Genomic DNA, 13,336 nt, shown 5'->3' with positions numbered 1-13,336 from the left:
CTCCCGGAGCCAGCCGGCCCGGTGTGCGGCTGGGGCGTCGGGGGCTCGTCGCGGCGCGCCCGTGACGTGCAGGAGGAGCGGCAAAGCCCGGAGGAGCGAAGCGGAGGAGGGGTGCGGGCGCGACGACGAACGAGCGGGTTACGAGCGCCGCGACATGCGAGCGGAGCGAGCCAATCAGCACGGCGGGCTCAGGCGCCGGGGACACCGCGAGCGGAGCGAGCCAAATGACTCAGTCAACGAGGTCGCGCACGACCGCGTCGGCCAGCAGCCGGCCGCGCGCGGTGAGGACCAGCCGCTCGGCCGCGAGCTCGACCAGCCCGTCGGCGACGAGCCGGGCCACCTGCGCGCGCCCGGTGGCCTCGAGCGCCGAGACCGGAAGGCCCTCGACGAGCCGGATCTCCAGCAGCACCCGCTCGACGCGCTGGTCGCGGTAGCCCAGCACCTCCCGGGCCAGCGCGGGCGAGACGCCGCGGGCGAGCCGCTCGGCGTAGGCCGCGGGGTGCTTGACGTTCCACCACCGGGTCCCACCGACGTGCGAGTGCGCCCCGGGCCCGACGCCCCACCAGTGGCCGCCGGTCCAGTAGAGCAGGTTGTGCCGGCACCAGTGGTCGGGCGACGTGGCCCAGTTCGACACCTCGTACCAGCTCATCCCGGCGGCGGCGAAGCGCTCGTCGGCGAGCTGGTACTTGTCGGCGAGGTCGTCCTCGTCGGGCATCGGCAGCTCGCCGCGGGCGACCTGGCGACCCATCGCGGTGCCGTCCTCGACGATGAGCGAGTACGCCGAGACGTGGTCGGGCTCGCAGTCCAGCGCGGTGTCGACCGAGGTCTCCCAGTCGGCCAGCGATTCACCCGGGGTGCCGTAGATCAGGTCGAGGCTGACGTCCTCGAACCCGGCCCGGCGGGCCCACTCCACTGCCGCGGGCACCCGCATCGGGTCGTGGGTGCGGTCGAGCGTGCGCAGCACGTGGTCGACGGCCGACTGCATGCCGAAGCTGATCCGGTTGAAGCCGGCGGTGCGTAGCTCCTCGAGGTCCCACGCGGCGACGCTGTCGGGGTTGGCCTCGGTGGTGATCTCGACGTCGTCGACCAGGCCGAACTCCGCTGCCGCGCTGGCCACGATGGCGCCGAGGTCGGCCGGCTTCAGCAGGGTGGGAGTGCCGCCGCCGAAGAAGATCGTCTCGATCGGGACGTCGCGGTGGCCGAGCACCTGCCGGGCGAAGCGGATCTCGCGGATCGCCGCCTCGGCGTACGACGAGCGGCTGGCGCCCACCTCGTCGCCGAGCTCGTGGGCGGTGTAGGTGTTGAAGTCGCAGTAGCCGCACCGCACGCTGCAGAACGGCACGTGGACGTAGAGGCCGAACGGCTTGCGGCCGAACTCGGCCCACGCCTCGTCGGGCAGCAGGCCGTCCTCGGGGGCGACGTCGCCGTCGGGTTGAGCGGGGGGCACGCGGGTATCCAACCACGCGGGCACCCCCGCTCAGCAGTCCCGGTCGCTCAGGCGTACATCTCCTCGATGAGCGCCTTGTGGTTGTCCTCGACCACGTTGCGCTTGACCTTCATCGACGGGGTGAGCTCGCCCGACTCGACCGTGAGGTCGTGGTCGAGGAGGCGCCACTTCTTGATGGTCTCCCAGCGGTTGAGGTGGCTGTTGAGGTCGTCGACGTAGTCACCCACCATCTTCTGCACCGCGTCCGAGCGGACGATGTCGGTGTAGGACGCGCCCTCCATGCCGTTCTCCGCGGCCCAGCCGGCCATCGCGTCGGGGTCGAGGGTGACGAGCGCGACGCAGTAGTTGCGCTCGTCGCCGAAGACCATGAACTGGCTGGCGTAGGGGCACACGGCCTTGAACTTCGACTCGATCGCCGGCGGGGCGATGTACTTGCCGCCGGAGGTCTTGAACAGCTCCTTGATCCGGCCGGTGATGACCAGGTGGCCGTCCTCGTCGAGGGCGCCCTTGTCGCCGGTGTGCAGCCAGCCGTCGGAGGTCAGCGTGCGCGACGTCTCCTCGGGCAGGTTGTGGTAGCCGTCCATGACGCCCGGGCCCTTGATCATGATCTCGTCGTTGTCGCCGAGCTTGACCTCGCTGCCCGGGAAGACCGGTCCGACCGTGCCGAACTTGTTGGCGTCGGGGTGGTTGACGAACGACCCGGCCGAGGTCTCGGTGAGCCCGTAGCCCTCGAGGATGGTGATGCCGGCCGCGCCGAACCACTCCGCGATGTCGCGGTTGAGCGCCGCGGCGCCGGAGATGAAGAAGCGCACGCGTCCGCCGAAGCGGTCGCGGATCTTGGTGAAGACGAGCTTGTCGAACAGGCCGTGCTGCGCCTTGAGCGCCAGCGGGACGGACCGGCCCTCGCGCTTGCGCCGCTCGACCTCGAGGCCGACCTCGAACGCCTTCTTGAAGATCTTCTCCTTGGCGCCGCCCTCGGCCGCCTGCATGGTCACGATGCGGCCGTGGGCCTTCTCGAAGATGCGCGGCGCGGCGCCCATGAAGGTCGGCTTCACGACGCCGAGGTTGTCGACGATCTTGTCGACGCGGCCGTCGATCGCGGCGGCGAAGCCGCAGGCCATCTGCGTCGACATCAGCACCTTGCCGAACGAGTGGGCCATCGGCAGCCAGCGGAACTCGAGGTCGCTCTCGGAGAGGATCCCCTGGGCGCGGATGGCCTCGCCCTCGTAGACCCACGACGAGTGCCGCAGCCGCACGCCCTTGGGCCGGCCGGTGGTGCCCGAGGTGTAGATGAGGGTGGCGAGCTGGTCGGGCCGGATCGCCTGGGACGTGCTGCGCACGACGTCGGGCTGCTCGGCGAGCTTCTGGGCGCCGAGGGCGGCGAGGTCGTCGAGGGTGATCACCCAGTCGCCGTCGGCCTTGCCGTCGAAGGTGACGACCTTGCTGACGTGCGGGAGCTCGGCGCGGTGCGCGGTGAGCTTGGCGAGCTGCTCGTCGTCCTCGGCGAAGACGACGTGGCTCTCGGAGTCTCCGAGGATGTAGACGGTGTCCTCGGCGTTGGTGCTCGGGTAGACCGTCGTGGTGGCGCCTGCGGCGCACATGATCGCCAGGTCGGCGAGGATCCACTCGTAGCGGGTGCCGGACGCGATGCCGACCCGCTGCTCGGGCTGCACGCCGAGGGCGATGAGGCCGGCGGCGAGCGCCTCCACGCGGTCACCGGCCTGCTTCCAGGTGACCGACTCCCACGCCTCCCCCCGCGGGAAGCGGAACGCCTCGGCGTCGGGGGTCGCGGTGACCCGGTCGAAGAACTGGACGGCCACGTTGGCCGGCATCGTGTCGAGGAAGCTGGTGTCGATCGGGACCGCCATCTGGGACCTACTCATTCCGTCGGGGCGAGGCGCGCGGACGCCTCGTTGCGGGTGTGGCTGCTGACTTGGGCTGTAACCTAGATCACTCGGTTTACCGGGCGGTAGCAAACTCGCCCATTTCGTCCGACAGACGGGACCGATCCCGCCCGTCGGTCAGTCCTGCACGGCCTTGGTGATCGCGATGCAGCGGGTGATCCAGTCCTGCTCGTCGGCGCCGAGGGAGCGGCCCGCCTCGCGCGCGTCCTGCACGGTCCAGCCCGCGTTGACGACCATCCGGACCACCACCCAGTCGCGCGCCCGCTCCTCGTCGAGGCCGCCGGCGTCGACGAGGGCGTGGAAGCGGCGGCGCAGACCGTCGCGCAGCGAGCCGACCGCGAGCGGTCCGGTCAGCTCGTCCATCCGGTTCCACAGCATCGGCGCCGGTTCGTAGTGCGGGTCGCCGGCCATCGGCTTGGGGTCGATCGCGAGCCACCCGCCCGCCTCGTCGGCCATCACGTTGGCGTAGTGCAGGTCGCCGTGCACGATCACCGGGTCGGGGGCGTCGGCCAGCAGGTCGGGCCCGAGCGACAGGGCCTGCTCGACGTAGCGGCGCGGGACCGGGATGTCGCGCCCGAGGCCGTCGAGCTCGCGCAGCCACCGCTCGACGTGGGACCCGACGCTCGCCAGCTGCGGCAGCGCCGGCAGGTGCAGCCGCCCGTAGAGCCCGCCGACGACCTCGCACGCCTCCACGTCCCAGGCGTCGGAGAGGTCGGGCCCGGGCAGCCAGTCGAGCAGCAGCGCGCGACGGCGCGGGTCGGCGCGCCGGAGGCGTACGGCGCCGTCGCCGCCCCAGCGCTGCAGGGCCAGGCCCTCGTGGAGCGACTCGTCGTCGCCGTCGAAGGTGACCTTGAGCGCGCCCGGCACCCCGTCGGCGTCGGCGACCGGCACGACCAGCGAGCAGAACCCGTGGCGGCTCTCCCCCGCCGGCCGAAGGTGCCACTCGTCGAGCAGGTCGGCGGCGAGGCGGGGCAGCCGGTCGAGCCAGGCGCCCCAGTCCGCACCGAGGGCGCGCTGCTCCAGCAGGTCCTCGGGGATGGTGACGGGCACGGTCGCGAGCCTAGGCTGACGCCCATGAGGGAGCAGCCGTGGTCGGACGACGGGGTCGAGCACGACAGGATCCTCGTGCTGAGCGACAACCCGATCGCCCGGGCGATCGTCGCGATCGCCGCCACCGTCGGGCGGGAGGTCGTCGTCGTCGCCGAGGACGACGGGGGGCCCGGGGTCGACCCGCGTCCGGGAGACGCCGTCGTGCTGTGCGACCACGACGCCCCGGACGCACCGGCGGTGCTGCGCGCGGCGCTCGCCTCCGACGCGGCCTACGTCGCGATGATGGCGAGCCGGCGCCGGGCGGCCGGCCTGCTGGAGGACCTGGAGCGCGAGGGCGTCGACACGACGACCCTCCACGTCCCGGCCGGTCACGACCTCGGCGGCAAGGGCCCCGGGGAGATCGCGCTGTCGGTGGTCGCCGAGGTGGTCGCCGAGTCCTACGGCCGCTCCGGCGGACCGATGCGCGGCTGAGGACGTGCCGCTCACCTGGGACGACCTGGCGGGAGCCGCACTGGCCCGGCAGTTCCCCGAGCCGGTCGGCGACGTCGCCGCGCGCCTGGGACGGGTGGGTGCGGTGCAGTCCCAGACCGCGCGCTCGCCGTTCCTGGCGCTCGCCGCGCGGTTCCCCGGGACCACCCGGGCCCAGGTCGAGGCCGCCTACGAGGCCGGCACGATCGTGCGCGGCAGCACCGTGCGCGGCACGGTCCACACCGCCACGCCCGCGCATTACGCCGCCCTCGGCGCCGCCACGCGCGTCGGCCAGCGCACCCTCTGGCAGCGCCTGCTGCGGCTGGAGACGTCGCGTCTCGAGGACCTCTGGGACGACACCGAGGCGTTCGCCGACGACTGGCGCACGCCGGACGAGCTGCAGCAGCACCTGCACGACTGGCTGCTCGCCCACGAGGGCCGCGACGAGGTGACCGCGACGCAGCCGGGCCGCTACCTCGCCTTCGGGCACGGCGGGCTCGTGCGTCGCCCGGTCAACGGCGACTGGGCCGGCCAGGGCGCAGCGGCGTACCGCACCCTGCGTCCCGCCGTGGCCGCCACGTTGCGCGACGCCGCCCTGCTCCACCTGCGCAGCCACGGCCCGGCCTCGCGCCAGGACCTGGCCTGGTGGTCCGGGCTCGGGCTGCGGGTCGTGGACGGCCTGCTCGCCGACCTCGGCGAGCTGGTCTGCGAGGAGGGGCCCGACGGCCGGACCTACGTCGACCTGCGCGACGCCCCGTCGCCCCGAGGCGTCGAGGGGGTCCGCCTGCTCCCGGAGTTCGACGCGCTGATGTGCGGCTACGAGCCGTCGGCGCGGGTGCGCTTCGGCGAGGCCCACCACCTCCACCGGCTGTGGTCGGGGGCGAACGGCCTGCTGCTGCCTCCCCTGCTGGTGGACGGACGGATCACGGGCTACTGGCGCTCGACCGGCACCACCCGGCGCCGCCCGCTCGAGGTGGTGTGGTTCGCACGCACCCGGCGCCCCCGCCGCGAGGAGCTGGACGCGCCGGTCGCGGCGCTCGAGGCGGCGCTCGACATCGAGGTCAGCACGCTCACCCTCACCCGCGAGGTCGTCCCGCGCCGCTGACCTCCCCGGCGACCATCGCCATCGTGGTGCGCGCCCGCACCGGGTCCTCGGTGAGGAAGTAGTGGTCGACGCCCGGTGTCACGTCGTGGACGACCCGCACGCCGGAGGCCCGCAGGCGGTGCGCGTACGCGTCGCCCTCGGCGCGCAGCACGTCGCGCTCGGCGGTCAGGACGACGGCGGGCGGCAGCCCCCGCACGTCCGAGGCCAGCAGCGGTGAGGCGTACGCCTCGAGCCGGGTCGACGGGTCCGGGAAGTAGACGCGACGGACCAGCCGACGCAGGTCCGGGGAGATCATGCCGCGGTCACTGTCGCGGGGCTCGGCGGAGAGGTCGAGCGCGGGGATGCCGAGCACCTGCAGGGTCGGGGTGAAGGTGCCGGCGTCGCGCGCCTGGAGCGCGACGGACGCCGCGAGCCCGCCGCCGGAGCTGAACCCGCCCACCGACACCGGGGTGCCGTCGGCCGCGAGCGCGGCCGCGACGTCGTGGGCCTGGTGCTGGGCGACGGGGTAGGCCACGCGGGGCGCGACCTCGAAGTCGACGTTGGCGACGACGACGCCCGCGGTCGCGGCGAGGTAGCGGCACCACCAGTCGTCCATCTGCGGGTGGCGCATCAGCCACGCACCGCCGTGCAGGTGCACGTGCACCGGGAGCGGTCCGGCCGCGGGCCGGTAGAGGTGCACGGGGACGGGGCCGTGGCGGGTCGGAAGCCGCACGCGCGTCGGCGCGGGCAGGTCGCTCCCGGCGAACCGCAGCCCCTCTCCGTACGACACGGTGAAGCGGGCGGTGGCGCGGATGGCCTCGACGCGGATCCGGTCGGTGAGCCTCATGCTCGACGTTCGCCGCGACCCGGCGCTCGGATGGGTCAGCCCCGCTCGAGCGTCACGACCGCCACCGTGCACCGGCCGGACACCTCGCCCGGGCCGACGACGAGGCTGCGGGCGTCGGGCCCGGTGAGGACGTAGGCCACCTGGTCGTCGGCCAGCGGAAGCGCGGAGCCGCGCCCGAGCTCGAGCACGGTGACATACGGCGTCACGCCGGGGTCCACGACGACGTTGAGCGCGCGCACGGGCCCCTCGGGCAGCCGCGCCTCCACGGCGACGTCACCGGAGAAGGCGAACGGGCGCTGCGGCTCGACCACGTGCGGCTCGCCGTCAACCAGGAGCTCGAGGACGGGGCCCTCGACGACGGTCAGCAGCCGACCGCGTCCCGGGAAGGCCGAGAACGGGCCCGCGGACGCGACGTCGGCCAGGCTGATCCGCCACGCGCCGTCGTCGGCGACCAGCAGCTCACGGGTCGTGCCGCCGCCGTTGGCCCACGGCTGCGGCGCGACCTCGTCGCTGCGGACGACCCGGGCCACTACTTCTTGCCGGCCTTCTCCGTCGGCTGCGTGGTCGACAGGGCGGCGACGAAGGCCTCCGGCGGCACCTCGACCGAGCCGATGTTCTTCATCCGCTTCTTGCCGGCCTTCTGCTTCTCCAGCAGCTTGCGCTTGCGGCTGATGTCACCGCCGTAGCACTTGGCGAGCACGTCCTTGCGGATCGCCCGGATGGTCTCGCGGGCGATCACGCGCGCACCGATGGCGGCCTGGATCGGCACCTCGAACTGCTGGCGCGGGATCAGGTCCTTCAGCTTGCCGGCCATCATCACGCCGTAGGAGTAGGCAGCATCGCGGTGGATGATCGCGCTGAAGGCGTCGACCGGCTCGCCCTGCAGCAGGATGTCGACCTTGACCAGGTCGGCGGCCTGGTCGCCCGAGCGCTCGTAGTCGAGCGAGGCGTAGCCCTTGGTGCGCGACTTCAGCTGGTCGAAGAAGTCGAAGACGATCTCGCCCATCGGCAGCGTGTAGCGCATCTCGACGCGGTCCTCGGAGAGGTAGTCCATCCCCTGCAGGCTGCCGCGCTTGAGCTGGCAGAGCTCCATGATCGTGCCGATGAAGTCTGACGGCGCGAGGATCGTCGCCTTCACGACCGGCTCGCGGACCTCGGCGACCTTGCCGTCGGGGTACTCGCTGGGGTTGGTGACCTCGTGCTCGGCGCCGTCGTCCATGACGACCTGGTAGACCACGTTCGGCGCGGTCGAGATCAGGTCGAGGTTGAACTCGCGCTCGAGCCGGTCGCGGGTGATCTCCATGTGGAGCAGGCCGAGGAAGCCGCAGCGGAAGCCGAAGCCCAGCGCGCCGGAGGTCTCCGGCTCGTAGGTCAGCGCCGCGTCGTTGAGCTGCAGCTTCTCCAGGGCGTCGCGCAGGCCCGGGTAGTCGTCGCCGTCGATCGGGTAGAGGCCGGCGTAGACCATCGGGTTGGGGTGCTTGTAGCCGCCGAGCGACTCGGTGGCCCCGTGGTGCTGGGAGGTGACCGTGTCGCCGACGCGCGACTGGCGCACGTCCTTCACGCCGGTGATGAGGTAGCCGACCTCGCCGACGCCGATCTCCCCGGCCTTCACCGGCTCGGGGCTGATCACGCCGACCTCGAGCATCTCGTGGACCGCGTTGGTCGACATCATCTTGATCCGGTCGCGGTGGCTGAGCTTGCCGTCGACGACCCGGACGTAGGTGACCACGCCGCGGTAGGTGTCGTAGACCGAGTCGAAGATCAGCGCGCGGGCCGGGGCGTCGGCGTCGCCGACCGGCGCCGGGGTCTGCTTCACGATCTCGTTGAGGAGCGCCTCGACCCCGACGCCGGTCTTGGCGCTGGTCAGGAGCACGTCCTCGGGCTCGCAGCCGACGAGGCCGGCCAGCTCGGCGGCGTACTTCTCGACGTTGGCGCTCGGCAGGTCGATCTTGTTGAGCACCGGGATGATGTGCAGGTCGGCGCCCATGGCCAGGTAGAGGTTGGCCAGCGTCTGGGCCTCGATCCCCTGCGCGGCGTCGACCAGCAGGATCGCGGCCTCGCACGCCTCCAGGCTGCGCGACACCTCGTAGGTGAAGTCGACGTGGCCCGGGGTGTCGATCATGTTGAGGATGTAGGTGCCCGGCTCGGCCCCGGCCTCGTTGTCGGCCGGGACCGTCCACGGCATGCGCACGGCCTGGCTCTTGATCGTGATGCCGCGCTCGCGCTCGATGTCCATCCGGTCGAGGTACTGCGCGCGCGACGCCCGCTCGTCGACCACGCCGGTCAGCTGCAGCATCCGGTCGGCCAGCGTCGACTTGCCGTGGTCGATGTGCGCGATGATGCAGAAGTTGCGGATGATCGACGGGTCGGTCGAGCCAGGCTGCGGCGCGTTCTTGAGGCTCACGGACTGCTTTCGGGAGTACGACGGACGGGTCGGCCCATTCTTCCACGCGGCCCCGGCCCCGCCGAACCGACGACGCTCGCTAGCGTGCAGCGGTGACCCGCCCGCAGACCCGACCGCCGCACGCAGCCCACCTGCCGCTCGTCCCGGCGGTCGCGTTCGTGCTCGTCTGGTCGTCGGGCTACATCTCCGGGCCGGCGGCCGTGCACGCCGCCGCGCCGTTCACCGTGCTCGGCTGGCGCTTCGTGCTGGCGGCGGTCATCGGTGCCGTCCTGGCGCGGCTGCTGCGGCGCCGCCCGCGGATGGACCGTGCGGTCCTGGCCCGGGTCGCCGCGGTCGGGTTCGTGATGAACGCGGTGCAGTTCGGGCTGATGTACGTCGCGTTCGACCTCGGCCTCGGCGCCACCCTCGCCTCGCTGTTCCACGCGCTCAGCCCGGTGCTCACCGCCCTGCTGGCGGCCGCGCTGCTCGGCGAGCGGGTGAGCCCGCTGCAGGTGGGCGGCTTCGTCGTCGGCGTGCTCGGGGTGCTCCTCGTGCTCGGCGCCGACCTCGGCCACGCGGGCGGTCCGGTCGCGGTCGCGGTGGGCTGCCTCAGCATGCTCACGCTGAGCCTGGGCACCCTCGGCCAGCGCTGGATCGGCGCGCAGCCCGACCTGCTGTGGTCGGCGGCCGTGCAGTTCGCGGTGTCCGCTCCCCCGCTGCTGGTGCTGGGCTGGCTCACCGAGGGGGCCTGGCCGGTGACCGACACCCGCCAGGCGGTGGTGTCGGTGCTGTTCCTCGCCGTGGTCAACTCGATCGTCGGCCTGGTGCTGCTGTCCCTGCTGGTGCTGCGCGGCGGGTCCGGCGCGGCGGCCAGCCTGTTCTTCCTCAGCCCGCCGGTCACCGCCGTGCTGGCCTGGCTGGTGCTCGACGAGACGCTCTCGGCGCTGCAGCTCGTCGGGCTCGTCGTCGCGGTGGTCGGCGTCGGCGCCGCCACCCGCACCCGGCGTGCGCCGGAGCCGGTCGCGGCTCAGGAGGTCGGGACCCAGTAGCGCCGCTTGACGCCGCGCACGTCCTCCAGCACGCCGCCCGCGGACTCGATGACGCGCGCGGACGGCAGGTTGTCGACGTCGCAGGTGATCAGCGCGGGGTCGATCCCGAGGTCCCGCGCCCACGGCAGCGCCGCCCGCAGCATCGCGGTGGCGTGGCCCTCGCGCCGGCGCGAGGGGCGTACGTCGTAGCCGATGTGGCCGCCCACCTCGAGCAGGAAGTCGGTGAGCCGGTGGCGGATCGCGAGCCGTCCCAGGTAGGTGTCGCCGTCGACCCACCACCCCGTGGTGCACGGCACGTGCCACTCCGGGCGCGGCGAGTCCTCGAGGGCGTCGGCGCGGACCGCCTCGACGAACGCCGCGAAGCCCTCGTCGGTGTCCCAGCGGGCGCCGTGGACGTCGATCCACGCCGACGTCTGGCTGTTCTCCACGCCCTCGGCGGTGAACTCCGCCATCGCCTCGAGGAAGGAGTCGCGGACGGAGACGGTCGGCAGGACGAGCTCTGGCATGCGGCAGTTCTACCCGCCCGCCCGACGCCGGCTCCACCGATATCCGGTGGGGGCGGCGGGGCTCGTGGGGAAGGATGCGCGGCATGTCCCGGACCAGCCGCACCCCGCACGCCCCGTACCCCGTCCCGCACGAGGCGACCGCGCGACGGCTGGAGTGGGCGTTCCTGCCGCCGAACCTGCGGGCCTACGTCGAGCGCAGGTGTGGCTCCCCGGTCGTCGAGGCGATCTCCCAGACGAGCGGCTTCACGCCGGGGTTCGCGTCCGTGCTGGTGTGCGAGGACGGCTCGCGCCACTTCGTGAAGGCGGCGTCGGTGAAGGCCCAGCGCCTGTTCGCCGAGTCCTACCGCGAGGAGGCGCGCAAGCTCGGCGCGCTGCCGGCCGACGTCCCCGCGCCGCGGCTGCTGTGGCACCTCGACGACGACTGGGTCGTCCTCGGCATCGAGCACGTCGAGGCGCGCACCCCGCACCGCCCGTGGCGTGACGACGACCTGGCCGCGCTGCTCGACGCGCTCGAGGAGACCGCCGACCTGCTCACCCCGCCGCCCGCCGGTCTCGAGCTGGTCGACGCGGCTGAGGACATGGCGCCCCTGGCCGACGGGTGGGCCGCGGTGCGCGAGGCACGCCCCGACCTCCCCCACCTCGACGACGCGGAGGCGCTGGCCCGCCGCCTGGACGAGGTCGTCGGCGGCGACACCATGGTCCACACCGACGTGCGCTCCGACAACGTGCTCATCGACGCCGACGGCCGCGCCCTGCTCTGCGACTGGAACTGGCCGGTCCGCGGCTGCGCGTGGTTCGACTCGTTCGCCGCCCTGATCGCGCCCCGCGGCGAGGGCATCGACGTCGACGCCGTCCTCGCCTCGCGGCGGCTGCTGCGCGACGTGCCGGCCGAGTCGATCGACATCATGCTCGCGATGTACGCGGGCTACTTCCTCTCCCAGTGCGAGCAGTCGGTGCCGCCGACCTCCCCGCACCTGCGCGACCACCAGCGCTGGCAGGGCGAGGTGTGCTGGGCCTGGTTGGCCGAGCGCCGGGGCTGGTCGTGACCGCGCAACGATTTCCGGATCCGGGAGTCGGGGCGCATGCTGGAGGCCGTCGCGCGGCGCGCAGGACGACGGTCCGCCTGAGCGATTTGGGCGCCCGCGAGGCGTGCCGGTAGAGTTTCTCCCTGCGTGTCCGGCACCCGACCCTCTACCCGGGGTTGCCAGGCAGCCGACAAGCACCAGACTTTCCGAATCCGGACGAGCACCCAAGGATCCACACGTGGCGAACATCAAGTCCCAGATCAAGCGCAACAAGCAGAACGAGAAGGCGCGCCAGCGCAACCAGGCCGTGAAGTCGCGCCTGAAGACCGCCGTTCGCAAGTTCCGCGAGCTCGCCGAGGCCGGCGACAAGGACGCCGCCGTGGTGGCCGGTCGCGACGCGATGAAGCAGCTCGACAAGGCCGCCTCGAAGGGTGTCATCCACTCCAACCAGGCCGCGAACCGCAAGTCGTCGATCGCCAAGAAGACCGCCGCGCTCTGATCGCAGCAGTCACAGCCGAGCACCCGCCCTCGTGGCGGGTGTTCTGCATTTCGGGGGCCGGCCCGGAGGCGGTGGTCAGCGCGTCTCGCGCAGCCCGGCGACGGTGAGCACGAGCCGCTCGAGGGTGTAGGACGCGTCGTGCGCGCGGCCCTTGATGTCGGCGTCGGCGGCGGCGACCGCCTGCACGGCGGCGGCGATCGCGTCGGGGCTCCACGCGCGTGACTGGTCGCGCACCGTGCGCACCTTCCACGGCGGGACGCCGAGCTCGCGGGCCAGGTCTCCGTCGCGCGCGCCGCGCGGGGCGCCGAGGTAGCGCGCGATGCTGCGCGCGGACGCCGCCATCGCCGAGGTGACCAGCACCGTCGCGGTGCCGGCGTCGAGCGCCCAGCGCAGCTCCTCCAGCGCCTGCGCGCGCCGGCCGGCGAACGCGGCGTCGGCGACCGTGAAGGACTTCGCCTCCGCCCGACCGCCGAAGTAGCGCTGGACCTTCTCGATGGTGAGCTGCTCGTCGGGGAAGTCGTTGGTGAGCTGGTCGGCGGCCGCGGCCAGCGAACGCAGGTCGCTGCCGATGGCCTGGACGAGGAACGTCGCCGCGTCGGGGGTGATGCGCGCGCCGTGGGAGGCGACCTCGGAGGTCACGAAGGCCGGCATCTCGGAGGCCTTGACCTCCTCCGACTTCACCTCGGTGACCGCGGCGAGCTTGCGCAGCTTGGTGAGCACGCCGCTGCCCTTCTGCCCGCCGCCGTGGACGAGGACCAGCGCGACGTCGTCGGACGGGGCGGCGCAGTAGCCCAGGAGGCCGTCGACGGACTCGTCGGGGAGGTCCTCCAGCCCGCGCACGACCACGCAGCGGATCGAGGAGAAGAGCGACGGCGCCGACATCTCCCCCAGCGAGGCCAGGGTGAGGTCGGAGGCCTGCGACTCGGCCATCTCGGCGTCGCCGTCGTGGGCCCGGACGGCGTCGCGCACCGACGCCACCGTGCGCGCCGAGAGGTACTCCTCCTTGCCCGTCACGAGGACGACGTGGCCGAGGACCTGAGCGGCGGAGGGGGTGCGTGCCATGGTGCGGGCGAT

The 13,336-nt window shown here is 73.0% G+C and carries 13 protein-coding genes; 5 read left to right on the top strand and 8 right to left on the bottom strand.

Annotated features, from left to right (window positions below):
* Positions 1-229 precede the first annotated feature (229 nt).
* From hemW to LN652_RS20525, 3 genes are all read right to left on the bottom strand, one after another.
* Complete coding sequence (hemW, locus tag LN652_RS20535; RefSeq protein ID WP_230442434.1) at positions 230-1,447, bottom strand: radical SAM family heme chaperone HemW; 1,218 nt, start codon at positions 1,445-1,447, stop codon at positions 230-232.
* A gap of 47 nt (positions 1,448-1,494) precedes the next feature.
* On the bottom strand, positions 1,495-3,315 hold the full coding sequence (locus tag LN652_RS20530) for an AMP-dependent synthetase/ligase (RefSeq protein ID WP_230442433.1): 1,821 nt from the start codon (positions 3,313-3,315) through the stop codon (positions 1,495-1,497).
* Positions 3,316-3,468: 153 nt separating this feature from the next.
* On the bottom strand, positions 3,469-4,401 hold the full coding sequence (locus LN652_RS20525; RefSeq protein WP_230442432.1) for an aminoglycoside phosphotransferase family protein: 933 nt from the start codon (positions 4,399-4,401) through the stop codon (positions 3,469-3,471).
* 24 nt (positions 4,402-4,425) lie between these two features.
* Between LN652_RS20525 and LN652_RS20520 the strand changes: the two genes are divergently transcribed.
* Positions 4,426-4,872, top strand: coding sequence for an XdhC family protein (locus LN652_RS20520; protein ID WP_230442431.1), 447 nt, complete (start codon positions 4,426-4,428; stop codon positions 4,870-4,872).
* 4 nt (positions 4,873-4,876) lie between these two features.
* Entirely contained in the window at positions 4,877-5,974 is a 1,098-nt protein-coding gene (locus tag LN652_RS20515) for a DNA glycosylase AlkZ-like family protein (RefSeq protein ID WP_230442430.1), read from the top strand.
* On the opposite strand, the gene LN652_RS20510 is transcribed toward LN652_RS20515, so the two are convergent.
* The 3 genes from LN652_RS20510 to lepA are packed head-to-tail and all read right to left on the bottom strand — an operon-like array spanning position 5,946 to position 9,204.
* Positions 5,946-6,800: an alpha/beta hydrolase fold domain-containing protein gene (locus tag LN652_RS20510; RefSeq protein WP_230442429.1), complete on the bottom strand. Its 855-nt coding sequence runs from the start codon at positions 6,798-6,800 to the stop codon at positions 5,946-5,948. The two genes, LN652_RS20515 and LN652_RS20510, sit on opposite strands and share 29 nt — an antisense overlap.
* Positions 6,801-6,835: 35 nt before the next feature.
* On the bottom strand, positions 6,836-7,330 hold the full coding sequence (locus tag LN652_RS20505) for a HutD/Ves family protein (protein ID WP_230442428.1): 495 nt from the start codon (positions 7,328-7,330) through the stop codon (positions 6,836-6,838).
* A complete protein-coding gene (gene lepA / locus LN652_RS20500; RefSeq protein WP_230442427.1) occupies positions 7,330-9,204 on the bottom strand; it encodes a translation elongation factor 4 in 1,875 nt (624 codons plus the stop codon). Before lepA ends, LN652_RS20505 begins: the two co-directional genes overlap by 1 nt.
* 92 nt (positions 9,205-9,296) lie before the next feature.
* On the opposite strand from lepA, the gene LN652_RS20495 reads away from it, so the two are divergent.
* Positions 9,297-10,232 (top strand): DMT family transporter, encoded by a 936-nt coding sequence (locus tag LN652_RS20495; RefSeq protein ID WP_230442426.1) that lies wholly within the window; start codon positions 9,297-9,299, stop codon positions 10,230-10,232.
* Here the strand turns inward: LN652_RS20495 and LN652_RS20490 are convergent.
* Positions 10,211-10,738 (bottom strand): GNAT family N-acetyltransferase, encoded by a 528-nt coding sequence (locus LN652_RS20490; RefSeq protein WP_230442425.1) that lies wholly within the window; start codon positions 10,736-10,738, stop codon positions 10,211-10,213. The two genes, LN652_RS20495 and LN652_RS20490, sit on opposite strands and share 22 nt — an antisense overlap.
* A gap of 83 nt (positions 10,739-10,821) precedes the next feature.
* Between LN652_RS20490 and LN652_RS20485 the strand changes: the two genes are divergently transcribed.
* Positions 10,822-11,784: a phosphotransferase family protein gene (locus LN652_RS20485; protein WP_230442424.1), complete on the top strand. Its 963-nt coding sequence runs from the start codon at positions 10,822-10,824 to the stop codon at positions 11,782-11,784.
* A gap of 217 nt (positions 11,785-12,001) precedes the next feature.
* A complete protein-coding gene (rpsT, locus tag LN652_RS20480) occupies positions 12,002-12,262 on the top strand; it encodes a 30S ribosomal protein S20 (RefSeq protein WP_230442423.1) in 261 nt (86 codons plus the stop codon).
* A 75-nt stretch (positions 12,263-12,337) separates the two neighbouring features.
* Here rpsT and holA read toward each other — a convergent pair whose 3' ends face one another.
* Complete coding sequence (holA, locus tag LN652_RS20475) at positions 12,338-13,324, bottom strand: DNA polymerase III subunit delta (RefSeq protein ID WP_230442422.1); 987 nt, start codon at positions 13,322-13,324, stop codon at positions 12,338-12,340.
* Positions 13,325-13,336 lie beyond the last annotated feature (12 nt).

The organism is Nocardioides okcheonensis (genome assembly GCF_020991065.1).
GTDB lineage: Bacteria > Actinomycetota > Actinomycetes > Propionibacteriales > Nocardioidaceae > Nocardioides > Nocardioides okcheonensis.
The sequence above is the reverse complement of the archived record's forward strand: the minus strand, read 5'-3'. Positions and strand labels throughout refer to the sequence as shown.